A 26639-nucleotide genomic window follows, 5' to 3' on the forward strand; every position below is an offset into this window, starting at 1 on the left:
GGGCGGAAAAAACCGCTTACGAAGCCGCGGACGCCATCGTGGCGGTGTCTCGCGCCATGAAAGACGATATTCTGCGTTGCTATCCCACCATCGACCCTGACCGCGTCCACGTCATCCACAACGGTATTGACCTGGCGACTTGGGACTTTTCTAATATCACCCCCGAATTCCGCAGCCAAGTGTGGGCGGACTACGGACTGACAGAAGGGGCTCCCGCCATTACTTTCGTGGGCCGCATTACCCGTCAAAAGGGTCTGCCCTACCTGCTGCGCGCCCTACGCGACGTACCTCGTGACGCTCAAATCGTGCTGTGCGCGGGGGCTCCTGACACCCCGGAGATCATGGAGGAAGTTGAAAACTTGGTGCGGGATCTGCAGCAGGAGCGTCCGGGAGTGGTGTGGATTGCGGATATGCTGGACCGCGCTCACATGATTGCCTTGTTGACCGGCTCGACCCTGTTTGTGACCCCCTCGATTTACGAACCCCTGGGAATCGTGAACCTGGAGGCGATGGCTTGCGGTTTGCCTGTGGTCGCCACCGACACCGGGGGCATCCCCGACGTGGTTATTGATGGGGAAACCGGATTTTTGGTGCCGATTGAACAGGTCAATGACGGTACTGGCAAGCCCCTGCATCCCGAGGAGTTCGAGCGGGCGATGGCGCAGCGCATTACCGAGATGTTGGCTGACCCGTCTCGGGCTCAGGCAATGGGCGAGGCCGGACGCAAACGCGCCCAAGAACACTTCACTTGGGAGGCTATTGGGGAAAAAACTATGGCGTTATATGAAAAAGTCATTGCCCAGCGTCACAATTAACCCAAAGTTGCCCAGCCGCGGATAGGAAAGAACAGTATGACTTTGGTCGCAAGGTGTGAAAACGTCGAATTGTGGCGCAATCACACTTCCATTTTGGAGGGTCTCAATTGGCAGATTCACCTGGGACAGCATTGGGTGGTGTTGGGGCCTAACGGGGCAGGGAAGACCACGCTGGTCGATATGCTGGCGGGGCGGATTTACCCATCGCGCGGACGGGTCGAAGTTCTAGACGAAGTCTTGGGAAAAACCGAAATCGCCGAGATTCGTCAGCGGGTGGGGTATGCCTCCCCAGCCCTGGCGGCGCAGATTCCTCCCCAGGAAAACGTGGAAAAGGCCGTGCTGTCCTCCATTTGGGGGGTGACGGCATCTTGGCGGGAGAGTTACGAACCGGTTGACCTGCAGCGCGCCCAAGCCCTGATGAGTATGTTTGAAGTGGCTGACCTGAAGGACCGCGAGTTCGCCACCTTGAGCCAGGGCGAAAAACAGCGCGTTTTGGTGGCCAGAGCCCTCATGATTGACCCGGAGATGCTGATTTTGGATGAACCGGCTGCAGCTCTAGATTTAGGCGGGCGCGAACTGCTGCTGAGCGGCTTGGCGGAATTGGCTCGTGACCCGAAAAGTCCGGTTATGGTCATGGTCACTCATCACCTAGAAGAAATCCCCCCCGGCTTTACCCACGCGCTGGCTCTCAAGGAAGGCCGCGTATTTGCCTCCGGTCCTCTCGAAAACGTGCTGACCAGCGAGACTATGAGCACCATGTACGGCCTGGACTTGGACATAGCGCACACTGAACAGGGCCGTTACACCGCCAGAATGAAACTTTAGTTCAGGAGACCTTGAGTATCCGGAAAACCGTCGGAAAGGACTATTGAAGGGAGAAAACCATGGATTCTCGCCAAGAAGACGTGATTCGCCAGGTGGGGGAACGTGACGTGAAGTATGTGCGTCTCATGTTCACCGATGTGTTGGGCGTATTGAAATCTGTCACGATTGCACCGGTAGAACTGGAACGAGCTTTTACGGAAGGGGTAGCTTTCGACGGCTCCTCCGTGGAGGGTTTCACCCGCGTGGCGGAATCGGATATGTTGCTTTTCCCCGATGCCCAGACGTTCCAGATTATGCCCCAGCTCGCCGACATTCCGCAGGACACTATCGGGCGGATGTTCTGTGACGTCTACAACCCGGACGGGACCCGCTCGCACTCCGATCCCCGCTACGTGCTGGAACGCACCATGAAACGGGCACAATCGTTGGGATTCGTTCCTTACGCGCATCCTGAAATCGAGTTTTACCTGTTCAAACAGCCCGGCAGTCTGGAGGAGCGCCTGCGGCCGGTAGACCAGGGGGGTTACTTCGATCACGTTTCGGCAGGGCCGGGAAACGCATTTCGCCGGTGGGCGGTGCGGATGCTGGAAGAGTACGGTATTTCGGTCGAGTTTTCCCATCACGAGGGCGGCCCCGGACAAAACGAAATCGACTTGCGTTCCGTCGATGCCCTGTCTTGTGCAGATAATCTGGTGACTACGCGTGAAGCGGTAGAGGACCTGGCAGAAGTCAAAGGTCTGCTGGCGACGTTTATGCCGAAACCGGATATTGATTTTCCCGGCAATGGGTTGCACGTGCATTTTTCGCTGTGGGAAGGCGACCAAAACGCGTTCTACGATCCCGCGGCGGCCGACCACCTGTCCATTGTGGGACGCCAGTTCACTGCCGGTTTGCTGCACTACGCCAAGGAAATCTCGGCTATCGTCAATCAGCACGTGAACTCGTACAAGCGGCTGTGGGGCGGGGATGAGGCACCAGCTTTCGTCTGCTGGGGCCACCACAATCCTTCCGCCCTGATTCGCGTGGCTGATCACAAGCCCGGTCTGCACACTTCCACTCGGGTTGAGTACCGGGCTCCCGACCCCGCGATGAATCCATATCTGGGGTTTGCCTTGATTATCGAGGCGGGATTGAAAGGGATTGAACAGCGCCTGGAGCTGCCCGAAGAAGCCGAGGACAACGTGTGGGAGATGAGCGACGCTGAACGCAAGGCCTACGGCATTGAGGCGCTGCCGCGCTCTTTGGAGAACGCGATTCGCCACCTGCAGGCCTCCGAGTTGGTGCCGGCGGTTCTGGGGGAAGAAGTTTTTGATTATGTTTTGCGCACTCGACTGGCGGAATGGACCGATTATCGCCACCAGGTGACGGAACAAGAGAAACGTCTGTTGCTGCATCTTCATTAGTCAATGCCAAAGGTTCCTGCGTCAGTTGGTGGTGGGACTGCGGTGCTGAAAGGGTAAAGAATGGCTCGAGAGTATTCCGAGACGGTGGCCTTGCTGACCTCCGGGGTGGAAGACGTCGGGCGCGCCAAGACCCTTTTGACCGCCATTATGCAGGCAGCCCCCCAGATTGAAATCCCGAGACTCATTGAGAACCTGGGCCAGACCGCGGACCCAGACCTGGTGCTGCTGAGCCTGAATCGGATTTTTTCCGAGGATGCCCGTCACCCGTCAGGCATTACCGAGACGCTGAGTGCCCGCCAAATCGGAAACCGCACGCTACGCCTCCTGGGTGCCTCCGAATTTTTTGCCAGCTACCTGGTGACCCACCCGGCGGCCCTTGAGCCCCTGGAACAGCAACCCGAGCCGGAAACTTACCTCACACAGCTACTGAACGCGGTGGGAGCAAAGAACCTGGGAAGCGTCGAAAGCCCGTGCTGGGTCGCTGACCCGCAAGCTCACGACCTGGAACTGCGTCGGGTTTACTATGCCCTGCTGGCGCAGCTGGCGGCCGAGGACTTGGCTCACGCCGGAACGGCTGGGGCTAAAGCCGAGTTTCAGGCGACCTCCCGGCGTATTAGCGACCTGGTCGACGCGGCTTTGGAGGCCGGTTTGGCCCTAGCTCGCCGCGACCACGACCCGGAGGGCCAGATTGCTTTCACCGTGGTGGCGATGGGGAAAACCGGGGCGCGGGAACTGAACTATATTTCTGACGTTGATGTCATCTACGTGGGACAAGCCCGGGACGGCGCCGACCTAGATAGCGCCGAGGCGAACCGACGTGCCACCACGATGGCGCAGGCACTCGGCTCCTATTGCTCCGCGACCGGACCGGAACCGGCGCTGTGGGTGCTGGACACCGCGTTGCGTCCCGAGGGCAAGGACGGTGCTCTGGTTCGTACCTTGGAGTCTCACCTGGACTATTACCAACGTTGGGCGAAAACTTGGGAGTTTCAGGCGCTGCTGAAAGCGCGTCCGGCCGCGGGGGACCGTGAACTGGGCGCTCGCTATCTGAGTACCATCCGTCCTTTTGTGTGGTCCGCGGTGGAACGCGAGGGCTTCGTGGAAGATACGCGAGCCATGCGCCGGCGGGTGGAAAAGTTGCTGGATCCAAAGAAGGCCGGACGCGAAATCAAGCTCGGCGCCGGGGGACTGCGCGACGTGGAGTTTACCGTGCAGCTGCTGCAGTTGGTTCACGGCCGGGTCGATGAGAGCCTGCGGGTGCGCGCGACCCTGGACGCTTTGCAAGCCCTCATCGCCGGAGGCTATATCGGCCGCGAGCAGGGCGAAGAAATGGCGGACTATTACCGCTTCTTGCGGGTCATTGAGCACCGCACCCAGCTGGACCGAATGCGCCGTACCCACCTGTTCCCCCAGGACGCCCAGCTGCGCAGGGTGGCGCGTTCCATTGATGTGACGCGGTTTTCTGAGGGGACGAAGCTGACCCAGGCTTGGCAGGAAGTGCGCCAAAAGGTTCGGGGACTGCACGAAGAAATCTATTACCGCCCGCTGCTGCCTGCCGTGGCAAAACTATCGGCTGGGGTGGCGGCCTTGGACAGCGCCGCCGCGCAGTCCCGGCTGCAAGCTATCGGATACCGCGATTCCAAACGAGCCTTGGAACACATCGAGGCTTTGACCACCGGGGTGAGCCGGAGGGCCGCGATTCAACGCCAGCTGTTGCCGGTGTTGCTGGATTGGCTGGCCGATGGAGTGGATCCGGACGGCGGTTTGTTGGCTTTCCGGCAAGTATCTGACGCATTGGGGGACACGCATTGGTATCTGGGTTTGCTGCGCGATTCGGGTACGGCTGCCCGGAGTTTGACCCGGTTGCTGTCGTCTTCGCAGCTGGTGGCGGGGCTGCTGCCCGCTAATCCCGACGCTATTAAGTGGCTTGACGATGAGTCGCAGTTGCGCGGGCGGACTCGCGAGGAGCTGGAGCGTGAAATCCTGGCGTCTTTTCAGCGCCAACCTGATCTGGACAAACAAGCCGCGCGGCTGCGAGCGGTGCGGGGCCGGGAGCTGTTGCGGGCGGCTATGGTGGACGTGCTGCAAGGCATTGACCCGCTGCGAACTGCTCAGCGACTGACTGACGTGGGTGAAGCCGTCCTCGCCGGGGCTCTCGATTTGGCGTTGCGAAAGCTCAACGTGCAGCAGCCCCCGACTGTTCCTGGTCACAAGGGCGGTGGGGAGCCACCGTCCGCGCAGGTTGCGCCTGCGACTCTCGCGACGCCCTCGACGCGCGCCCTAGCGTCCGGGGGGTATTATGCCGACCACTTAGTCGTGGGGATGGGTCGGTTTGGCGGTGGGGAATCCGGCTATGCGTCGGACGCTGACGTGGTGTTTTACTATCGTCCCTGGCGAGAGCCGGGCAATCCGGCGGCGGGATATTTGCCGACCGTGCCGGTGGCGGAATCCCCGGCAGCGGGTACAGAGACCGATCCCGCGGCGTCAGAAATCCGCAAACAAGCCGCGGCGGAGGCAGGGAGCCTGGTTAATGCCGTCAGCGCAATCTTGAACGGAGCCCAAGCTGGGGCCTGGCGGGTCGACACTGATTTGCGTCCTGAGGGTCGCTCCGGGCCGGTGTCCAAGGACTTGGGGTTGCTGGAGGATTATTTTGCCCGGTGGGCCAGCGCTTGGGAGCGTCAGGCTCTGTTGCGGGCTCGTCCCGTGGTGGGGTCGCCGGCCTTGCGCACGGATTTTGCTGCGATAGTGGATCCGGTGCGGTTTGACACCCCGCCGGAGGCGAAAGAGCTGAAAGAAATCCGTCGCTTGAAAGCCCGCATGGAGGCCGAACGGATTGGTGGAGGCCAGGTCAGCGGTGCTGGCAAGACCGCGGCGGCGGTCCGCCATGTCAAGCTGGGTCCGGGGGGATTATCTGATGTGGAATGGTCGGTACAATTATTACAGATGTGCCATGCCAGCGACGTGCCGGGGTTGCGCTGTGTGTCTACCGGAGACGCCCTGCGGGCGGCTGTGAGTGCGGGACTGATTCCCGCCCCGGACGCGGAAACGCTGCGCACCGCGTGGATGATGGCCATGTCGATTCGCGCCGCCAATGTGTTGGGTTCGGGGCGGACTACCGGGAAAAAACTCGACGTGCTGCCCATCGATCGCCTCTTGGTGACCACCGCGGCGCTGCTAGGCTATGCGGAGGGCGCTCACCAGGACTTGACCGACGACTGGATGCGCACCGCGCGCTTGGCTCGCGGGGTCGTGGAGCAAATCTTTTACGATTAGAGCCTTGCGATGCTCTGCGTTTATTTTGTCCCTAGTGATTGGGTCAACGCGCAAAAGTGTGGGTACGGCGCGGCATATGGGCACCCCGGGGAACCTTAGTTTTCGGGACGTGAAAGATTAGTAAAACCCTTGACTCTCTAGAGACAGCATGTTAGTTTTAAGACTAAACAAAATAGGTTTTTGGAAGGCTGTCACATCAGCGGGGAATAAACCATAGAATCGCTGGTAATGAACGCCACGAGTGTAAAGGAGCACAGATAATGCGTAAGCCGTGTAAGGAAGATAAGTTCTCTTTTGGGATTTGGACAGTGGGTTGGCAGGGGGTTGACCCATTCGGTGTGGCAACCCGGGAAGCCTTAGATCCTTGGGAATATGCCCAAAAACTTGCCGAACTCGGAGCTTGGGGAGTGACTTTCCACGACAATGACGTGTTCAACTTTTCAGCTTCGGAATCTGAGCGCCAATCCATCATTAAAAAGTTCAAAGATGCTTGCGACCAGTCTGGCTTAGTTATCGAAATGGTGACAACCAATACATTTACCCACCCCATCTTTAAAGATGGCGGGTTGACGAACAACGACCGAGAGATTCGTCGTTTCGGCCTCAAGAAGATTCTGAAAAACATTGACTTGGCTGCGGAAATGGGCGCCTCGACTTTCGTCATGTGGGGAGGTCGCGAAGGTGCTGAGTACGATTCCTCCAAGGATCTTAACGCCGCTTTTGAACGGTACAAGGAAGGTCTAGACGCTGTTGCCGGCTACATCAAAGAAAAAGGTTACAACTTGCGCATCGGGCTGGAACCCAAGCCAAATGAACCTCGTGGTGACATCTTCCTGCCCTCGGTTGGTCACGCGTTGGCGTTAATCGCCCAGCTTGACAATGGGGACATCGTGGGCTTGAACCCGGAAACAGGCCACGAACAGATGGCAAACCTGAACTACAACCACGCTCTGGCTCAAGCGCTGAACGCCGGGAAACTTTTCCACATCGACTTGAACGGTCAATCGGGGCTGAAGTACGACCAGGATAAATGCTTCGGTCATGGAGACTTGGCCTCAGCTTTCTTTACAGTGGACCTGCTGGTCAATGGGTTCCCCGGCGGTGGGAACCGCTACGATGGCCCGATTCACTTCGACTATAAGCCCTCGCGTACTGAGGGATTCGAAGGGGTTTGGGCTTCCGCGGCGGCCAATATGGAAATGTATCTGATGCTGAAAGACAAAGCGTTAGCTTTCCGGGCCGATCCGCTGACCAAGGAACTCATGGAAGCGGCTTCAGTGTTCGAACTGGGCGAACCTACCATGAATGAGGGCGAAACCTACGCGGAGTTCATGAACAGTCCTACCGTTGACCCGGAGCAGGCCGCTCAGCGTGAATATCACTTCGTGGAGTTGTACCAACAAGCCATGCGTCACCTCGTAGGGTAGGGACTAGTCGAAATCGATTCGTCGTCTCACCCCCACGTGTGAATTAACATTTTTCATAGATGTGCAGGCTTTAGGAGCAGAAAATGGCCGTTGTAGCTGGTGTGGACTCCTCCACTCAATCCACCAAGGTGTTGGTTTGGGACACTGAGAGTCAACAGATTCTTCGACAGGGAAGTGCGCCACATCCGGAAGGAACGTCAGTCAATCCGGAGCGTTGGTGGGAAGCCTTTATCTCTGCGGCCAAACAAGCTGGGGGACTGGCTGATGTGGAAGCCGTTAGCGTGGGAGCTCAACAGCACGGTTTGGTCACTCTAGATCAAAACGGGACTCTCGTGCGTGATGCATTACTGTGGAACGATACCCGTTCGGCTGCTGCCGCTAAGCAACTTGTGGAGGAAAAAGGATTAGATTTCTGGGTTGAATCCTGTGGTTGTGCCCCTGTAGCCTCATTGACCATTACGAAGTTGAGGTGGCTAGTAGATCATGAACCACAATCTTGGTCGCGTGTTGCCGCGGTTTGCCTACCTCATGATTGGTTATCATGGAGAATACAAGGCAGTGCAGATATCCATTCACTGTTCACTGATCGCTCAGATGCTTCCGGTACTGCATATTTAGATACTCATACCGGTGAGTATCGGTATGATTTGCTGGCGCATGCTCTGCGAATTACCGAGGACAAGGCACGTCAACTCGTTTTACCTAAAGTTGTATCTCCTCAGGAATTGGGCGGGGAAGTAACTCGCGATATTCCCGAGATTGAGCTGAGAGCGGGAACAAAAATAGCTCCGGGTTGTGGGGATAATGCGGGTGCAGCTTTGGGCTTAGGTTTACGAGTTGGCGAAGCGGCTATTTCGATTGGAACCTCTTGTGTGGTTTCGGTAGTTTCCGATAAGCCGGTTATTGATAAATCTGGCTCTGTTACAGGATTCATGGATGCCACCGGCAATTGGCTCCCCTTGGCCTGTACTTTGAACGGAACTCAAGTAATGGACAAAACTGCAGCTCTCTTGGGTGTAGATGTGTCTACTTTTGACCAGCTAGCCTTGCAAGTTCCCGATACGGACGGGTTACAGATGATTCCATATTTCCAGGGCGAACGCACTCCGAATTTGCCTAATGCCACTGCCGAAATCCGGGGAATGACTCTGAGAAACTATGACCCAGCCCACCTAGCCCGAGCCGCGGTGGAAGGACTGGTGGGACTTATCGATTATGCCCTGCAGGCAATCCAGGGGTGCGGAGTTGAGGTTAACAAAGCCACTCTGATTGGTGGAGGAGCTAGATCCCCGGCCGTTACCCAGATACTGCCCTCCAAGCTCGGCATAGGTATCGAGGTGGCACCACCGGGAGAATACGTGGCGTTAGGAGCGGCCAAACAGGCTGGTGACTTGATAAGATAACGCTGTTGGGGATTTCGGGTCCGTAAGGAGCGTTATGCAAGAGTTCGTCTCTGTTTCCACCCAGCGTGCCATGAACCTGAGACGAGTGCTCCATGAGGTGCTTTCTTCCGGTTCTGATGAAGCACTCACTCGTGCCGCAATTGCTTCCCGGGTGCAAATCACTAGGGCTACGGCAACGCGACTTTCTGACCAGCTGGTCGCTTTGGGGTTAATTCAGGAGCTACCGCCCGTTATGACGGGCGGTCCCGGTCGTCCGGGCAGAGTCCTGGTGGGGAACAATAATTTAGTCTCACTAGGAGTGGATATTGGGGTTTCCGAAATTCGCCTGCTGGGGTTGGGCTTGGGAGGCCAGGAACTGTGCCGGAAACGATTTGAACTAGAGGTCCCACCATTGCCACCGGAGGAAGTTTTTTCCCGGGTCGGCCACGAGTTGAATGGGGTTGTTTCCCAACTTTCCGTCAAAAAAATATTTTTTTCCGTGACGGTGTCAGTGCCTGGCTTGGTTGACAGTGACAACAGGAGAGTCATCTATGCCCCAAACCTGGGGTGGTCTAACGTTGATGTGTGCCAACAGATAAGGCGTTCCATTCAGTTCCCGGTAAAGTCGATTGAAGTCCACAACGAGGCGAACATGGCGGCATGGGCCCAAGCGTGGAAACACCCGGGTTGTCCCTCTGGACTGGATACGTTTGCCTATATCTCAGGCGGAATCGGGGTTGGCGCCGCCGTTGTGGAGAACCGGCAGCTCTATCAGGGCTGTCATGGCTGGGTGGGGGAAATCGGACACCTGACCATTGACCCGCGCGGAATTCACTGTAAATGCGGGGCGCAAGGTTGCCTGGAAAGATATGTAGGCCGGGAGGCATTGGAAACCCGGCGTGGGAATGAATCTGCCTTACTCGAGTCTGCCCGGGCATTAGGCCTGGCCATGGCGGCTCTTACAAATATCTTAGATGTGTCTCTCATCATCATCGGCGGAGATTTGACCAACTTTTTTGCTGAATACAAGGCCGAGGTAACCAGACTGATGCATTTGCACACCATCGCTGACGAGCAAAGATCCCTGCAAATTACCAGCTCAGCTTACGAGATGCCAGCTGTGCGGGGAGCTGCCATCCGGGGGTTCCGAGCGCTCCTGGATGCTCCTACCGAGTTCGGAAAATTCACCCGGTAGGGGACACCCACGCAGTTTTATCCCTTTGTGGCACCTCCGGCCAGACCCGCTACGATGTAGCGCTGCAGGAAGATAAAGATCAGCAACACAGGCAACGCTATGACTGTTGCTACCGCCATCAGATCGTTCCAGTTGGTTCCGTACTGACCAATAATCCGGTTCAAAGCCACAGTGAGTGGCTGAATATTTTGATTTGTGGTTAAGGTCAACGCAAAGGTAAATTCTCCCCAAGCCATAAGGAAAGAAAAGGATCCAATCATGACGATTCCGGGTTTAATCGTTGGCATTACGATTCTAATGATAGTCTGTAACGTATTCAAACCATCCAGCTGCGCCGCTTCTTCTACTTCATAAGGGAACTGTTTAAAGTACGGTCTTAGCAAAATGACAGCAAAAGGTAAAGTTACGGAAATATCCGCCAAAATGACCGATACGTATGTGTTTACCAAACCGACTTGTCGGAACATTACGAACATAGGAATTGATATGGCGATAGCTGGCAGTAATTGTACTACTGTTAACATAACCATCATTGAGGTAGTAGTGCGAGTCCGTAATCTCGCAACAGCGTAAGATGATGGAATGGCGATAACCAGGGTAAGCAAGAGCACCGAAACTGAAATGATTATCGAATTAAGCAGCGCGTTCCATGTGCCGTAATTTCCTGTGAAAACAGCTTTGTAAGAACCGAGGTAAAAGTCTTGCGGAATAAGTGTGGGTGGGTTAGCAAACATTTCCTTACCTGTTTTGAATGAAGTATTTATCATCCAATAAACAGGGAAGAGGTAGATGATAATTATAAGCCACCCAATCACAGATTTGAAAATAGTTGTTTTGCTCTGACTGGATAAACGAACATTTTTCATCGTAAGTCCTCCTCATTTAGGGAACGTACATAGAACCAGGAAAGAACCAAAGGCAGTATTAAGGTGAGAACTGACGCTGCAGCGCCGTTACCGAACTGGAAGAGCTTGTATGTCTCCAGATAGGTGTAGACGGGCAGGGTAGTGGTGGCGTCTACCGGGCCGCCCTTGGTCATGGTATAAATCAGGTCAAAGACCTTGTAGGTGTTAATTACTCCAAGCAATAAGACAGAAATCGAGACCGGTTTCATCAGAGGGAAGGTAATCTTCCAGAACTGTTGCCACGGATTTGCCCCATCGACATGGGCAGCTTCATAAAGTGAATCGTCAATAGTATGAAGTCCGGAAAGCAACAGTAAAAGATTAAAGGGAATTCCGACCCAAAGATTTGCAATAATGATTGCTAAAAGTGCGGTTGGGCCTACTGTTAGCCATTTGATGCCTTCGTCAATTACTCCCATATTAATAAGGATGTAATTTAAAATTCCGTAATCTGAGTCAAATATCCACTTAAATATGGTGCCAGTAACCACTGGCGGAAGTATCCAACCGACAAGTAGCAAGGCTCGCATGACGCCGTTGCCTGGAAATGGTCTCCTGAAAAATAACGCCAAGGCAAACCCTATGACGTATTGAGTTATCAAGCATGCAATGGTGAAAATTAACGATAGAACCAGACCGTTCCAGAATCCGTGATCATTAAGAACTGTTGAGTAGTTCTTAAAATTATTGAACGTAAATGTTCTGGAAATTAGGTTCGCACCGTTAGCTTCTGTGAGACTCAGGAAAAAATTGTAGAAAAGCGGAAACGCCATGAATACGATGATGTAAATCAAGGCAGGAGCCGCCAAGAGCAGTCCCAGGCGTAGCTGGCTGTCCTGCTTTTTCTTATTCTTTCCGCTTGTCTTGTTGGATACTTCCGCTGACATGGTTACGCCTAACTTTATTTCATGGGCAAGAGTTCAGAAATAGTTGTTTCAGCATCCTTAGCGGCTTTTTCAGGGCTCTTAGCTCCGGTTAAAGCTTCCTGGATAGAAAGCTGAATGGCTTCGGAAATCTTGTTGTAGTTCTCACCGTACGAACGTGCATGTGTATCTTGCATTTGTTTTTCAAAGACTTGCATATTCGCATCGGTGGATAGCTTCAACTTTCCGGATAAATCCGGGCGGGGTGAGAGCTGTCCTGAGATATCGCAGAATGTCTGAACGCCCTTCTGAGAGGCCATCCACTTCACGAATTTCAATGCTCCTTCCGGGTTCTTGGCACTCGCGAAAGCCACGATGTTTTCACCGCCCAGACCGGTCGCAGCACGTTGTCCCTTCGGTAAAGGAGCTACGCCCCACTCAAAGTCAACGTCCTTCAGGTTGGAAATCTCCCACGGACCGTTGACCATCATTGCCACTTGTCCTGTCGTGAACTGGGTGCGGGCATCTTCCTGGGAATAGTTAGACACGGCCGAGGACATAGCGCCATCGTCAATCATCTTTTTGAAAAAGCTCAAGGCTTCGCCACCGTACTTAGCGTAATTGTCAATGTCGCCGCCGGCTTGCCAAACAAAGGGCAGTACTTGGAAAGTCCCTTGTTCATTCTTGACACCCGAAATCGCCAAGCCGGATTTTCCGCCGGTAGCAAGTTTCTTGGCTGTGGTGGCCAATTCCTCCCAAGTACTTGGCGGCTCCGTGATACCGGCTTGGGCAAACATAGTCTTGTTATAGAACAAAGCCAGGTTATTTGAGTTCATGGGAAGCCCAAACGTTTTGCCGTCCAGTTGCGTAGAGCTCCACGGTCCTTCGAAGTATTCGTCTTTCAGTGAAGACACTTCCGAGGTAATGTCTTGGAGCAGACCGAGGGCAGCAAAATTCTGGTTGTCTACGTTGTCGATAATGGCCACATCAGGCACTTCGCCGCCAACACCACCTTGGACGATAGATTTGGATAAATCTCCAAAAGCAAATGAGGTGCGTTTAATCTTTAAATCAGGATTCTCAGATTCAAAGGCTTTGACGGCTGCTTCCATTGCTTCATTGGAAACTCCTTGGCCCTCATAATCCCAGACTTCAATTTCCCCTGAGCTGCTGGCGGAGCCTCCTGCTGAGCCACAAGCAGTTAGGGCACCGCTCATCGCTACTAGAGCTGCGGCGGCCAAGGCAATAGCCCGTTTCCTCATACTGACTTCCATAGTTCTCTCCTTCGTATTGGTTACTTGTTTGTTTCAATGTATTGATAAGATATTACATGTTTGTTTCCAGCATCTGGCCCGGTTTGCGGCAGTATTCTTAGCCCGGAAACGACTTCTGGACAGAAGGACTCATCAGTTACCTGGCCACTGGCTACCTGAACCTCTTGGTTGGTGACAATACAAACGGACCAGGTTTTCTTTGATTCGCTGAGGATTTCAACTTCCGAACCCCGGCGGGAAATGCGGAACAACTCATCGTCGTACTGGCCGGGTACTCTGAGTGTAGTTTCGCCCGGTGACGGATTGAAAATGTAAAGGCAGACACCCTCGTTCCAGTCGTAGTCAGGTCGTTTCGAGTTAGCGCCTAGAGGCAGCACCGTGCCGTCTGGAATCATCACTGGAAGAGAATCCAGCTCGTGAGTTTCGGTATGCCAGCCAAGCTGGTCTTTGCGGGTGCCATCCAGAAAGTTAGTCCAACCCGCGGTCGGTAGGTAGTACTGAACAGTCCCTCCATCGGTAAACACCGGGGCAACTAAGATTTTGTCACCTAAATAGTACTGGGTATCGACGTTTGCTGAACCTCTGTCTTCGGGATGTTCCAGTATCATGTGGCGTAACATCGGGGTCCCGGTTTGGCTCGCTTCTCGAGCGATTGTCATCAGGTAAGGCATGAGGCGATTTTTCAAAGCGGTGAAACGCTGGGCAGTCTTGACTGCCGCATCCCCATAAATCCAAGGTACCCGGTAAGAGGACGAGCCGTGGAGCCGTGAGTGGGAAGATAACAAACCGAAAGGCAGCCATCGAATAAACACGTTCGGGTTGGGTTTTCCTTCGAATCCGCCCATGTCGTGGCTCCAATACCCGTATCCGCTCAGTCCAAGCGACAGGCCGCCGCGGAGAGTCTCGCCCATAGACTCAAAAGTCGGTTCGCTGTCTCCGCCCCAATGCACCGGGAATTGCTGGCCACCAGCGGTGCCAGATCGCGCAAACACGATGGCTTCCTCGCGTCCGCGAACCTCTTTGATGGCTTCAAAAACAGTCTGGTTGTAGAGGTGTGTGTAATAGTTGTGCATCCGTTCGGGATTAGCGCCGTTATGCCAAACTACGTCCGTAGGGACCCGTTCGCCGAAATCGGTTTTGAAACAGTCTACTCCTTGGTTAAGCAAAGTTTTCAGATGTTCTTTGTACCATTGCCTAGCGTCAGGATTAGTGAAGTCTACCCACGACATACCGGACTGCCAATGATCCCATTGACGCACTGAGCCGTCGGTTTTCTTCAGGAAATACCCTTTGTCTTTCCCCTCTTGCCAAATTTCACCCTGTTGACCAACGTAGGGGTTAATCCAGACACAAATTTTTATACCACGTTCGTGCAGCCTACGCAGCATACCAAGCGGGTCTGAGAATTTTTCCGGATCCCACGTGAAATCGCACCAGTGCGAGGGGCGCATCCAGTAGCAGTCGAAGTGCATCACCGAGAGGGGGATGCTAAGTTGCTCCATCTGATCGATGAAACTGTTGACCGTTTCCTCTGAATAATCGGTGGTGAATGAGGTCGAGAGCCACAATCCGTAAGACCAGGCAGGAAGCTGGGGAGGACGACCGGTCAATTTCGTGTATCGGTTCAAGATTTCTTTGGGGGTAGGGCCGTAGATGACGTAGTACTCCAAGAATTCCCCTGGAACTGAGAACTGAACGCGCGTGTTAACCTCAGACCCGACTTCAAAAGAAACTTTTTCTGGGTGATTTACAAAAATTCCATAACCGCGATTTGTCAGGTAAAACGGAACATTGATGTACGTTTGTTCGGAAGCGGTGCCCGCGTCTGCGTTCCACATATCCACAATCTGGCCGTTTTTCACTACCGGTCCGAAACGTTCACCGAGGCCATAAACGGATTCTCCGGGCTGTATCACCAGCTGTTCATGGAGGTATTTTTCGCCTGTCGGGGAAATCGCAATACCTTCGCACCGTAACTTTGACCGTGTAAGTTCGTGGTCAGGGCTGGTTAAAACGAGGTTGTAATCGTCAGCGCCTGAAATTTCAGCCTGTAAATCACCTGCTATTACCACAGCACGTAGGTGCTCTTTATCTGCTTGTACTTGCCCGAAAGCCTCTGTGTTAAGCGCAAAATGAGGTTCGGGTTCCAGGTAACCGCGGTAGTGCTCGAGCCTAACTTTGATTATTCCGTCGGCTACAGGTGTGAGGTTGATGGTCAACTGGGTCGAGTCGAGTTCGTCTCCGCGTTTATTCAATATCTTGGTGGAAGCGACAGCTCTCACCGTTTCGTTTTTCACCTGTACGTCTACTATCTGGCGGGGGTGAAATACTTTCCATCCATCGCGATTCAACCAATAGCCGTCAGTAAACTTCATTGTCCCTCCCTCGAGGTTAGGTTATGCGTTGCCGGCTACTTCATTGGATGCCAGGCAATCAAACTCGCTGTTGCCAGATTACTCTACGCCAGCAATTAAGTCAAGACTTAAAACAAAATACTTTATTGTTGCAATATCGCGGAAAACATGTCCTGGTGTGAGGGATCTAGGTTTCATTGAGATGAGTATTTTAATTTCTACCCCGGCTGCTTCTGAACCTCGCTGGCCTCGCCGGGGCAAGAATTGATATCGCTCTTTCGGCCTGGAATGGAACGTCAGTCTGCCAAATCAGTCCGGAGCAGGAAAACGCGCTAAGGTGGGAAAGGTACAGAAAGGAAAAACGTTGCGACTGGTATTGATTCGTCATGGGCAAACGGACTCGAATCTGACGGGGGCTTTGGATACAGCTTGGCCAGGGCGTCCTTTAAACGCCACGGGGCGCGAGCAGGCGGCGGCTTTGGTTGATAAATATCACCAGCTAGTGGGGGTGGCTCCACAGCGTTTGGCCAGCTCTTTTATCCTCCGGGCGCGCCAAACTGCCGAACCGTTGGCTCAGGAGTTTGGTCTTCCCGTACAGGTCGACCCCGATTTGCGCGAAGTGCGAGCCGGACTGCTGGAAATGTCCACGACCCAACAGGACACCAGAGAATACCTCTATACCGCTATTGATTGGGGGACCGGTAACCTGGACCGGTCGATGCCCGGAGCGGAAACCGGGGCCCAAACTTTGGCGCGCTTCGACCGGGGTATTGCGCGGCTGTGCGCGGGACTGGAGGATGATTCGCAAGCCACCGTGGCGGTCATTATCCACGGCGCGATTATGCGCGTGTGGGGCGCAAACCGTATTGAGGGCCTGACCCTTGACCTGTTATCGCAGTTCCCTTGCCTGAACTGTTCCCTCACGATGGCCACCGGCAGCCCGACCGCCGGTTGGAAAGCCGAGCTGTGGTCGGATCGTAAAGTGGAGGATTGGCCGGTGGTGCCCGGAGCTCAGCCGCGCACCTCCAAAGAAGCCCGCGAACAACTGGAAGCCGTGCTGTTCAGCTGAGCTCACCGGCCAGTATCAACGACACGACACCGCCTCGGAAACCTGCAGAACAGAAAACCTAGAACCGTGAACACCCTAGCCAAGTTAACAATTATTCAGGCCGTTATCCTGGTGATTCAGATTATCCTGTACTTCGGCTCGGAGCGTTTCCAGCACGTGTTTCATAATCCTCAACGCCGGCTGGATCAGCATATCCCGCGCATTCCCGCTTTCGTCTATCCGTATGTACTGTGGTTTCCGCTCATCGTAATATTCCCGATTGGGTTGTACTATTTTTCACCAGGCAACTGGGTGGCGCTCCAGATAGCGTGGATATTTTGCGTGGTCGTCTCAGTTGTAGCCTACCTGGCGTATCCCACGACTTTTCAGCGTGAAAAGCTGGGGCACGGGAGGACCGAGCGTGTGTTAGCGCTGGTCTACAAGACGAGTTGCCGCGGGGTTAATTGTGCCCCCAGCCTGCATTGTTCCACGTCGATGATGATTGCTTTCGTGGCTGTGGTGACCAATCAAATGCCTTGGTGGCTACGAGTCATTTCGGTGCTGGTGTCCCTGGCCATTATCCTGGCCACCCAGTTCACCAAGCAACACGTGCTGCTGGATTTGCTGACAGCCATTCCGGTTGCGGTGGTTTCCTTGTCAATAGGTTTTCCGCTCGCGTTTTCGGGTGCGGGCGCGTCAATCTTGGGTTGGCTCGGGCTGGCATTTTGAACCGTCGGTTCATTTTTTGAAAGTGCGTAAAAATGGCGCAAACGCGGCCTCATACTTCGCCAAAAAATCCGTGGTTGAAAACCGGAAATCTCCGTGGATAAAAACCCAAAATCTCCGTGGTTGAAAACCGGAAATCTCCGGGGTTGAAAACTGAAAATCCCCGGGGTTGCAATCAGGTATGAGTACTTTTTCCGCTATCAGGATTACAAGAACCGTGAGGTTGACGCGGTTATTGAAATGCCTGACGGAAGTTGGTGCGCCATTGAGATTAAGCTCGGAGCAAACCAAATTGAAGAAGCGGCGGCTAACCTCACGAAGCTCCGTGATGCCTTAGTTAGGGAATCAACCGATTTAGCACCTCAGAGCCTAATCGTGGTTTGCGGCCTCAGCCACGCCGTCTACCAACGTCCCGACGGTGTAATTATCGTCCCCATCACAGCCCTAAAACCCTAGAGCACTTTCGAGACGAACTCGCGGGTGCGGGCCTCGCGGGGATTATCCAAGACCTCGGCAGGTCTGCCAATTTCCATGATCTGTCCCTCGTCCATGAAAACCAGGGTGTGACCGACTTCGCGGGCGAAACCGATTTCGTGGGTCACCACCATCATGGTCATGCCGTCGCGAGCCAAATCTTTCATGACCTGCAGTACTTCTCGGACCAGTTCGGGGTCAAGGGCGGAGGAAATTTATCCGTACAAAGCGCGCCGATTAGGGCGAACTCGGTAAGGGTCAATCCCCTTGGGAATGGGCAGCCCTTGGTTGCGGTGAATCGCCAGCAGACGTTTTTGCACCGCGGGAATCTCGTTTCGATTCAAAGCGCGTGGAGCTTTATACATCGTTTTCATCACGTGTTCGAGGCGTACCTGTCCCTCCTCGGCGCCGCACTCCACGGCGTGTACCGGCACCTGGGCAACGACCCGCGTGGTCTTTTTCACCTCGTCGTTGAGCAGCTTGCTGGCGCGAGAATGCGGCCCCTCACTGACCAGGAAAATGCCGCGGGGACCTACGAAACGCCACACCAAGTCTTGATCCTTATTAACCGCGACGGGCTCTTCCTCGGCAAACCAGGACCGGCGCAGCAGTTGACGCAGCGCCCCGACGCAGCCTTTCATGCCTTCAATCTGACGCAGCATGGCGCGGGACAAAAACGCGGAAATCCAGGCCATCGGCACGACCATCAGCACCATCACAATGGTGATTGCCCCCATGATCCAGTGTTTGCCCACAATCATGTACCACACGGTCAAGGCTTCCGCCACGACTAGCGTCGCCAAAATCGCCCACACAATCCACGGGAAAGACCGCCGCACAATGGTGAAGGAGTCCTTTAAGTTTTGGAATATATTGCGTTTCTTCCCGGACGCGTCGCCCCCGGTCGCAGTGTTGTTTTTCTTAGCCATCGCCTTTATCTTAGGGGATTTTTGCTCTCGGGGTAAACCGAGTTCTCCCGCCGTGCCCAGAGTTATCCACAGGTTTGAAATTGTCTGTTGATTTTTGTTGTTGTACTTAGTTATATATTGAGTTATGGAACTTGTAGGTTATGTCTTATATGAACCCGTTGGGTTTGGTAAAAGCGGCCCGATGTGGCGGGTGGTAGACGACCAGGGCGGAACCCACGCGCTGCAGCTGTTGGGCGGTACGCTATCGGCTCAGCTGGAATCTCGGCTGCGGACGTTGCGAAAGGTGTCGTGCCCGAACCTGCTGAAACTCCACGAGCTGCGCAAACTGACCGATGGCCGCTATGTAGCTATTTTTGAGTATCTTGACGGGCAAGACCTGGAAGTGTTGCGTGCGGGACGCGAGTTCAGCACGCCGCAGGTCAACTTCATCGCTCTGTCCCTGGCTCGGGGTTTGGCGGCGCTGCACGAGGTCGGTTTGAGTCACGGGGACGTTTCGGCGGCCAATGTGATGGTGACCGCACAAGGTCGGGTGGTCCTGGTGGACCTTCTCGGTGACGTGGGTACGACACGGGCGTTTAGCGCGCCGGAAACGGAGGGGCTCAACTGGGGTGGCGCGGCGGGAGAATCCTCTGAACCGGCGGCGGCATCCGCTGTTGCTGCCGGTGCGTCCGTGGCGGCGAATCAATCCGGTGATGTCTACGCGATGGCGCAGGTGCTGCTGGCGTTGGGAATGGACGCGAGTCTGTTGAAAGCCGCGTTGAACCCGCTGGCGAGCGCGCGTCCTCGCGCGGAGGCACTTGCCGAGGCGTGGGAAAGCCTGCCGTGCTGTGGCATTGACCTGCTGGGCGGGGCGGAGCTGATGGCGGCACGAATGCGGGCAGCAGGACGCGACGTAGCCACCGAGCTGGTTTCGCCGTCGCGCCGCCCGGCGCCGAGGCGGCGCCAACGTCGCGAAACACTTCCGACCAGCCCGATATTACGCTGGGGACTGCCGGCTTTGGCAGGAGCCGCGCTGGCGCTGGGAGCGGTCCTGTTCCCACGGCTGGCGGAGTTGCCCAGCGCGGCCCAAGCGCTGCCCGCCCCGTCTGCAAAACCGAGCGCGGCGGCGCTTTTGACGGATAGCGCTGCGCACAGCCCCGTCGCGGGGCAAAAAGGCAGCGTCAAGACGTCGACCCCGCCGCACCGCCCTTCTGCGCCCCAGCCCGATGCGACGACGCCCTCCGAAAGCCTCGCGGATCCGGCGGCTCCCGAAAGCACGTCACCAACCGCGCCACCGGCTGACCTGTTACCCAATTCCCCTGACAGCCAAGCGAAAACCCCGAACTTGCGCGATCCCATCACAGACGACGTCTCGGCCCAGGAAATCCTGCAGCTGTTGCTGACTAAACGCGATGCGGCCCTGACGCGCCAGGACCGGGCAGCTTTGGAAAGACTCAGTGTCAAGGATTCGATAGCCGAATCCGCCGATGTGAGTTTGCTGGCCGCATTGCAAGCCAGCAAAGCCCAAATTGAGGGCTTGTCCACCGCGGTGAAGTCGGCGACGATTGTGGCGGGTAACAAAGGCAGCGCCGGCAAAGATACCCGTTCGGTGCGTTTGCGGGTGACTCTGACGCAAGGCGCCTACACCCAAATTGACCGTATCGGGAATCGTCACCAAATCGCGGCGATTCCCGATACGGAATCTGAGATTCTGTTGTCCGGCAATCCGTGGAAGATTGCTTCGGTGGTCCGACTCAATTGAGCCAGTTTTAGAGTGAAATCCGGCTCTAGCCGACGTAGGCCAGGGTGGTGCCGACGTCTACGGTTTCGTCTTCGGTGACGACGATTTGGGTGATGGTGCCGGCTATGGGTGAGGGGATTTCGGTGTCGACTTTGTCGGTGGAGACTTCCAGGAGGGGTTCGTCCAGGGCGACGGCGTCGCCGACATTCTTTAGCCACTTTGTGACGGTGCCTTCAGTGACGGATTCGCCCAAGGCCGGCATCTTAATGGGCTGACCCGTTCCGGGAGCCGTCGGTGCAACAGCCGCCGGAGCCGCAGGAGCCGCCGGAGGAACCGGAGGAGCCGGAATAGCTGGGGCAGCGGGTGCCGCCGGAGGAATCGGGGGTGCCGGAGGTGCCGGGGGAGCTGGAATAGTCGGGGCAGCGGGTGCCGCCGGGGGAATCGGGGCTTGCGGCGCTGGCGCGGACCCTTGATTATGTGCAAAGGCCTCGGCTACCTCGGCAAACAGTTGAGCGAGGCGGGCCATATCCAGTGCTCCGCCCGTAGGTGCAGCACTCGGCGGGGCCGAAACCGGAGCGGCCGGTGCCGGTGGAGCAGGAACTGCCGGAGCGGCCGGAGCCGGGGGAACCGGTGGCGCCGTAACTGCGGGAGCCGGTGGCATTGGCACAACGGGAGGAACCGCAGGAGCTGCGGGCGGCACGGGGGGTCGCGGCTGGGCCGGAACGCTACCCGCGGCATCTATAACATCTTGCTTGCGGATACGTCCACCCACACCGGTGCCGTGTACCTTGCTGAGGTCCACGCCCTTTTCAGTAGCTAACTTCCGCACAATCGGGGTGGCGTACTCTGCTTGGTTGTCAGCAGGTGTCACTGGAGCAGCGGGCGCGGCCGGAGCTGCGGGAGCTACGGGAGCCGCAGGGGCAGCAGCAGGAGCCGCCGGAGCTACGGGAGCCGCGGGCGTAACCGGCGCGGCGGGAGCCGAAACTTCCCCGCCGACGTAGGCGAGGATGGTGCCGACGTCTACGGTTTCGTCTTCGGTGACGACGATTTGGGTGATGGTGCCGGCTATGGGTGAGGGGATTTCGGTGTCGACTTTGTCGGTGGAGACTTCCAGGAGGGGTTCGTCCAGGGCGACGGCGTCGCCGACATTCTTTAGCCATTTCGTGACGGTGCCTTCAGTGACGGATTCGCCCAAGGCCGGCATCTTAATGAGCTGACCCGTTCCGGGTGCCGTCGGTGCAACAGCCGCCGGAGCCGCAGGAGCCGCCGGAGGAACCGAAGGAACCGGGGGAACTGAAATTTCCTCAGCTTTCGGAGGAATCGGCGGAACTGTCGGATAGGACCACTCAACCTGCGCGCCGCCATCGCTGCCAGCCGTGACGGTAGAAGGAATTTCGGGATTCGGCAGCGATGGAACCGCCGGTGCCGCCGGAGCCGTCGAGGCGGCACTGACTTCTGAGGCATCCCCGACTTCAGCCAAAATGGTGCCTACGTCAACCGTTTCGTCTTCTGGCACCAAAATTTTGGTCAGCACGCCCGCAACGGGACTGGGTATCTCCGTGTCGACCTTATCTGTCGAGACTTCCAGGAGGGGTTCGTCCAGGGCGACGGCGTCGCCGACATTTTTCAGCCATTTCGTGACGGTACCTTCGGTCACCGATTCCCCAAGCGCGGGCATTGCAACTGATTGAGCCATTATTTTGTCCTTCTCCTTTGATTGACTTTTCCCGAAGTTTCAGCCGTGCAGCGGTTTGCCAGCCAAAGCCATCGCCGCTTCACCAATCATCTCGTTTTGAGTCGGGTGGGTGTGCATCAGGTAAGCTAAATCCTCGGCATCAGCTTCCCAGTTCACAATGAGCTGACCTTCACCAATCTGTTCCCCGATACGCTGACCCAAAGCGTGGAAACCCACAATCGGACCGTCCTTGACCTGAACCAGTTTCACGAAACCAGCCGCTTTCAGCATTTGCGACTTCGCGTTACCCAACATATTGGACTGCTTCGAGATGACATTGTCCGCGCCGTAAACTTCCTTGGCTTTCGCCTCGGTCAAGCCCACGGAGGCAATTTCAGGTTCGCAGAACGTCACGCGGGGAATGTTGTCGTTGGGCACAACGCGCGGATTCAGTCCTGCGATTTCCTCGGCCACAAAGACCCCCTGCATCGTCGCGCGGTGCGCCAACTGCAGACCAGGCACAATGTCCCCGACTGCATAAATATTCCCCACGCCGGTGTGCAGGCGCTCGTTGGCTAACACAAAACCGCGATCCATCGGGATGCCCTGTGCCTCGTAACCCATATTTGCCGTGTTCGGGCCGCGCCCAATCGCCACCAACAGGTAGTCAGCACGCAAGCTCTGACCGTCCTCGGTGTTTACCGTCACGCCGGAACCGTCCTCAGCGGCATCCCGGAAACGGGTCCCGGTCATGAACTTAATTCCGCGCGCCTTGAACGCCTTTTCCAATCCCTTAGAAATATCCTCGTCCTCATTAGGCACCAGGTGCGGCAAAGCCTCAACAATGGTGACGTCCGCCCCGAAAGACTTCCACACGGAAGCAAACTCAACGCCAATGACACCGCCGCCCAAAATGACTACCGAAGTGGGAACATGATCGAGGAACAGGGCGTGCTCGGAACCGATAATGCGTCCACCCAGGTTCATTCCCAAAGTCTTGGTAACGGAACCGGAGGCCAAAACGATATTCTTGCCCTTGAGTACCCGGTCACCAGCGGTGACCGTATCGACCCCGCTGAGCACGCCATGAGCGTTGACGAACTCGACCTTGTGACTCTTAATCAACCCGGACAGGCCACGATGCATTTTGTTGATGATTCCGCTCTGAAACTCCAGCACTTTAGCCATATCGACACCGTTAAAGGCGGAAATGACTCCCCAGTCCGAGGACTCATGCACGGTATCGGCGACTTCTGCCGCCCTCAGCAAAGCCTTGGTCGGTATGCAGCCGCGGTGCAAACAGGTGCCGCCAACTTTGTCCGCTTCGACCAGGGCCACACTCATTCCCAGAGAAGTTGCTCGCAAAGCACAAGCGTAACCACCATTTCCGCCGCCTAAAATCACTACATCGTATTGTTCTTCGCTCAATGTTCAACTCCAGTTCTGTCAAAGGAACAAAATCTCAGCAGGATTATTCTTTCACTAAATGATTCTCATGTGCTAATGCAAACATTGCGGGCAAAACCGGGCCTAGCGACCCATCTGTGCGATGACCCGCAGCAGGGTGCGCACCCCGTAACCGGTACCGCCTTTCGGGGTGTATCCCCAGGCAGAATCGGTATTAAAACCCGGACCGGCAATGTCGATATGCGCCCACGGTGTGTCACCCACAAACTGTTTCAGGAAAATTCCGGCCACCAGCATTCCAGCCTCGCGTTTCGAGGAAGAATTCGCGATGTCAGCTACGTCAGAATGCAGGTGCTCCAACAGGTATTCCGGCAGTGGCGCCGTCCAAGCCGGTTCCCCGACCGCCACGGAGGCGTCGCGTATCCAGTCCTTTTGGCACCCCATCACTCCGGCCATGCGGCTACCAAAAGCCACTCTCTGTGCTCCGGTCAGGGTAGCCATATCAATGACCAAGTCCGGGTGCTGCGCCACTGCCATAGTCAGACCGTCTGCCAGCACCAAACGCCCCTCCGCGTCAGTGTTGGTAATTTCCACGGTTTTCCCGCTTTTCATCGTGATGACGTCATCGACCCGCGACGCATTACCGCTGACCAGGTTTTCCGCCAAGCACAGCCACGCCGTAACTTTCACCGGCAGACCCATTTCCGCCGCCGCTAAGCACACCGCTCCCATGGTGGCCGCGCCGGTCATATCCGACTTCATAGTGACCATGGAAGTGCTCGGTTTTAAGCTGTAGCCCCCGGAATCAAAAGTGATGCCTTTACCGACCAGGGCGACGTGCGCTTTGGCGCCCTCGGGTGCGTAGGTCAACTTCACTAGGCACGGCTTGCGTTTGGAGCCTTTTCCTACCGCGACGAGGCCGCCAAAGCCCTGGTCCTTGAGGTCTCGGTAACTCCACTTTTCAAAGCTGACCGGCAGGTTCTTGCTGGCTTTCTGGAACGCTTTGGCCATAGATTCGGGGTACAGCTCGGAGGGGGACGTGTTCACGAGGTCGCGGACTCGCGTGACCGCCTTGACGGTGGTTTGCAGTTGGGCCCGCTCCGTATCACTGAGAGCATCGTGGGCCGGAATGCACAGAGTTTTCAGGGTTTTGGTGGGTTTGGACTGATATTTTCCAAAACGGTAGGCCCCCAGAAGTGCCCCCTCTACAGTTGCTAGGACTTCCTCCCGGTTTTTCGTGGGGAAAGAAAAAGCGAATTCTTCACTGTTGACGCTGCGAGTCACGTTGCCGGCCGCTTCGCGGAAGTTCTGGAGGGTATCGGCAGGAGTTTTCGGGGAGCCGACTCCGGCAAACACGACGAACGCGGCGGAAAAATCATGCGGGGAGGGAACCCTGTGGACCTCTCCGAGCTTTCCGGTTACTCCGGCAGCACGGGCGAAATCCCGCAGGGCGGGAAAAGTGGGAACCTGCAGTTCGTCACCATCTGCGGCGGCAGCCAGCACTAGGGGAGTGCTGAGGGCGGGCAATTCTTTAGCAAATACATCAATCTTAGTCATACTTGAATCCTACGTCCTTTTTCGGGTTGGTTTGCGGTTTTGTCCCCGCTCCAGGGGGGCGCGGCTCGCGCGATTCGCGGTGTCGAAAAAGGTACGTCGCGAATTGGTAATTCGTCCATTCCGTGAGGTCTGAGGTGCAAAAGAGGGAAATTAACCGGAATTTAACTGCGATTTCTGATGATTTATAGGTGTGTTTCAGGTAGGTTTTAAGGGCTGGTCGACATTTTTGACCGGGTTCCGCAGTGCATTTGCTGCCGGGATTGAATAACTAAAGAACCTACATGTGCACAGAGTTGCACAAGATGGAGGAAACTGTGACTGTCCGTGTTGGCATCAATGGCTTTGGCCGTATTGGTCGTAACTTCTTCCGCGCCGCCCTGGAGCAGGGCGCGGACATCGAGATTGTTGGCGTGAACGACTTGACCGACAACCACACCTTGTCTCACCTGTTGAAATACGATTCGGTGACCGGCCGCCTGGGCAGAGAAGTCACCTATGACGACAAGTCCATCACCGTTGACGGCAAGAAATTTGCCGCCATGGCAGAGCGCGACCCTGCCAACCTGCCTTGGGGCGATTTGGGTGCAGATATCGTGATTGAATCCACCGGTTTCTTTACCGATGGCGACGCGGCTCGCGCTCACATCAAGGCCGGTGCCAAGAAAGTCATTATCTCCGCTCCTGCCAAGGGCAACGTCGACGCGACTTTCGTTATGGGTGTAAACCATGAGACTTACGATCCGGCAAAGCACCACGTGGTTTCTAACGCTTCTTGCACCACGAACTGCTTGGCCCCCATGGCCAAGGTCCTGGACGACGAGTTCGGCATTGAATATGGTTTGATGACCACTATTCACGCCTACACCGGCGACCAGCGTATTCACGATGCTCCGCACAAGGATTTGCGTCGTGCCCGCGCTGCGGCCCAGAACATTGTGCCGACTTCCACCGGTGCTGCCCGTGCGGTCGCCCTGGTGCTTCCCCAGTTGAAGGGTAAACTCGATGGTTACGCCTTGCGCGTGCCGGTCATCACCGGTTCCGTCACCGACTTGAGCTTCATTCCGAAGAAGTCCTGCTCTATCGACGATATCAATGCTGCGATGAAGGCTGCCGCCGCGGGCTCTTTGAAGGGTATTTTGGATTACAACGATGATGGCATCGTTTCGACCGACATCGTCACCGATCCGCACTCTTCGATTTACGATGCCCCTCTGACCAAGCAGATTGACAACATGATTAAGTGTGTGTCTTGGTACGACAACGAATGGGGCTACTCCAACCGCGTGGTCGACCTGACCATGTTCATGGGCAAGCAGCTCTAATCTGGGAGTTTTCGAGTGTGAGAGGACGCCTGCATTTCTACGCGATTTGCGGGTGTCCTCTCGCA

General features: G+C 55.8%; 20 protein-coding genes and 1 pseudogene. 12 read left to right on the forward strand and 9 right to left on the reverse strand.

Translation table 11 applies throughout. The annotated features are described in order from the left end of the window. The 7 genes from glgA to Q0X47_RS07265 all read left to right on the forward strand — a co-directional run. Positions 1–815: glycogen synthase (glgA, locus tag Q0X47_RS07235; RefSeq protein ID WP_297724358.1), on the forward strand; the 815-nt coding region annotated here is incomplete at its 5' end. 36 nt (positions 816–851) lie between these two features. Next, complete coding sequence (locus Q0X47_RS07240; protein ID WP_297724361.1) at positions 852–1640, forward strand: ABC transporter ATP-binding protein; 789 nt, start codon at positions 852–854, stop codon at positions 1638–1640. Between the two features lie 59 nt (positions 1641–1699). Beyond that, positions 1700–3043 (forward strand): glutamine synthetase family protein, encoded by a 1344-nt coding sequence (locus tag Q0X47_RS07245; protein ID WP_297724364.1) that lies wholly within the window; start codon positions 1700–1702, stop codon positions 3041–3043. A gap of 60 nt (positions 3044–3103) precedes the next feature. After that, on the forward strand, positions 3104–6316 hold the full coding sequence (locus Q0X47_RS07250) for a bifunctional [glutamine synthetase] adenylyltransferase/[glutamine synthetase]-adenylyl-L-tyrosine phosphorylase (RefSeq protein ID WP_297724367.1): 3213 nt from the start codon (positions 3104–3106) through the stop codon (positions 6314–6316). A 260-nt stretch (positions 6317–6576) separates the two neighbouring features. Next, positions 6577–7743, forward strand: coding sequence for a xylose isomerase (gene xylA / locus Q0X47_RS07255; RefSeq protein ID WP_297724370.1), 1167 nt, complete (start codon positions 6577–6579; stop codon positions 7741–7743). Between the two features lie 83 nt (positions 7744–7826). Next, positions 7827–9146 (forward strand): xylulokinase, encoded by a 1320-nt coding sequence (locus Q0X47_RS07260; protein ID WP_297724372.1) that lies wholly within the window; start codon positions 7827–7829, stop codon positions 9144–9146. A 34-nt stretch (positions 9147–9180) separates the two neighbouring features. Continuing rightward, a complete protein-coding gene (locus Q0X47_RS07265) occupies positions 9181–10320 on the forward strand; it encodes an ROK family transcriptional regulator (protein ID WP_297724374.1) in 1140 nt (379 codons plus the stop codon). Between the two features lie 17 nt (positions 10321–10337). Here the strand turns inward: Q0X47_RS07265 and Q0X47_RS07270 are convergent, their stop codons facing one another. The 4 genes from Q0X47_RS07270 to yicI are packed head-to-tail and all read right to left on the reverse strand — an operon-like array spanning position 10338 to position 15737. Next, positions 10338–11186 (reverse strand): carbohydrate ABC transporter permease, encoded by an 849-nt coding sequence (locus tag Q0X47_RS07270; RefSeq protein WP_297724377.1) that lies wholly within the window; start codon positions 11184–11186, stop codon positions 10338–10340. Beyond that, on the reverse strand, positions 11183–12112 hold the full coding sequence (locus tag Q0X47_RS07275; RefSeq protein WP_297724379.1) for a carbohydrate ABC transporter permease: 930 nt from the start codon (positions 12110–12112) through the stop codon (positions 11183–11185). Before Q0X47_RS07275 ends, Q0X47_RS07270 begins: the two co-directional genes overlap by 4 nt. A 14-nt stretch (positions 12113–12126) precedes the next feature. Then, positions 12127–13362, reverse strand: coding sequence for a sugar ABC transporter substrate-binding protein (locus Q0X47_RS07280; RefSeq protein WP_297724382.1), 1236 nt, complete (start codon positions 13360–13362; stop codon positions 12127–12129). A gap of 20 nt (positions 13363–13382) precedes the next feature. Beyond that, positions 13383–15737, reverse strand: a complete 2355-nt coding sequence (gene yicI / locus Q0X47_RS07285) for an alpha-xylosidase (RefSeq protein ID WP_297724385.1) — start codon at positions 15735–15737, stop codon at positions 13383–13385. 343 nt (positions 15738–16080) lie between these two features. Here yicI and Q0X47_RS07290 point away from each other — a divergent pair, with 343 nt between their 5' ends. The 3 genes from Q0X47_RS07290 to Q0X47_RS07300 all read left to right on the forward strand — a co-directional run bounded on the left by Q0X47_RS07290 (position 16081) and on the right by Q0X47_RS07300 (position 17946). Then, entirely contained in the window at positions 16081–16785 is a 705-nt protein-coding gene (locus Q0X47_RS07290; RefSeq protein WP_297724388.1) for a histidine phosphatase family protein, read from the forward strand. Positions 16786–16851: 66 nt separating this feature from the next. Further along, entirely contained in the window at positions 16852–17493 is a 642-nt protein-coding gene (locus Q0X47_RS07295; RefSeq protein ID WP_297724391.1) for a serine/threonine protein phosphatase, read from the forward strand. Positions 17494–17730: 237 nt separating this feature from the next. Next, positions 17731–17946, forward strand: a complete 216-nt coding sequence (locus Q0X47_RS07300; protein WP_297724394.1) for a hypothetical protein — start codon at positions 17731–17733, stop codon at positions 17944–17946. Here the strand turns inward: Q0X47_RS07300 and Q0X47_RS07305 are convergent. Beyond that, positions 17943–18176 (reverse strand): annotated as a pseudogene (locus Q0X47_RS07305) (ectoine/hydroxyectoine ABC transporter ATP-binding protein EhuA); the annotation flags it as partial. The gene Q0X47_RS07300 and the pseudogene Q0X47_RS07305 sit on opposite strands and share 4 nt — an antisense overlap. A gap of 3 nt (positions 18177–18179) precedes the next feature. Further along, on the reverse strand, positions 18180–18893 hold the full coding sequence (locus Q0X47_RS07310) for a DUF4191 domain-containing protein (RefSeq protein ID WP_297724398.1): 714 nt from the start codon (positions 18891–18893) through the stop codon (positions 18180–18182). 124 nt (positions 18894–19017) lie between these two features. Between Q0X47_RS07310 and Q0X47_RS07315 the strand changes: the two genes are divergently transcribed. Continuing rightward, positions 19018–20634 (forward strand): protein kinase domain-containing protein, encoded by a 1617-nt coding sequence (locus tag Q0X47_RS07315; protein WP_297724401.1) that lies wholly within the window; start codon positions 19018–19020, stop codon positions 20632–20634. A 25-nt stretch (positions 20635–20659) separates the two neighbouring features. Here Q0X47_RS07315 and Q0X47_RS07320 read toward each other — a convergent pair whose 3' ends face one another. From Q0X47_RS07320 to Q0X47_RS07330, 3 genes are all read right to left on the reverse strand, one after another. After that, positions 20660–22309: a biotin/lipoyl-containing protein gene (locus Q0X47_RS07320; protein WP_297724404.1), complete on the reverse strand. Its 1650-nt coding sequence runs from the start codon at positions 22307–22309 to the stop codon at positions 20660–20662. A 39-nt stretch (positions 22310–22348) separates the two neighbouring features. Continuing rightward, positions 22349–23716 (reverse strand): dihydrolipoyl dehydrogenase, encoded by a 1368-nt coding sequence (gene lpdA / locus Q0X47_RS07325; RefSeq protein WP_297724406.1) that lies wholly within the window; start codon positions 23714–23716, stop codon positions 22349–22351. 102 nt (positions 23717–23818) lie between these two features. After that, positions 23819–25252, reverse strand: coding sequence for a leucyl aminopeptidase (locus tag Q0X47_RS07330; protein WP_297724409.1), 1434 nt, complete (start codon positions 25250–25252; stop codon positions 23819–23821). A 314-nt stretch (positions 25253–25566) separates the two neighbouring features. Here Q0X47_RS07330 and gap point away from each other — a divergent pair, with 314 nt between their 5' ends. Next, the gene (gene gap, locus Q0X47_RS07335; RefSeq protein WP_297724433.1) at positions 25567–26574 is read left to right on the forward strand and encodes a type I glyceraldehyde-3-phosphate dehydrogenase; all 1008 of its coding nucleotides are present in this window, start codon (positions 25567–25569) and stop codon (positions 26572–26574) included. The last annotated feature ends 65 nt before the right edge of the window (positions 26575–26639 follow it).

It is taken from the genome of uncultured Mobiluncus sp. (genome assembly GCF_947254095.1).
Classification (GTDB): Bacteria; Actinomycetota; Actinomycetes; order Actinomycetales; family Actinomycetaceae; genus Mobiluncus.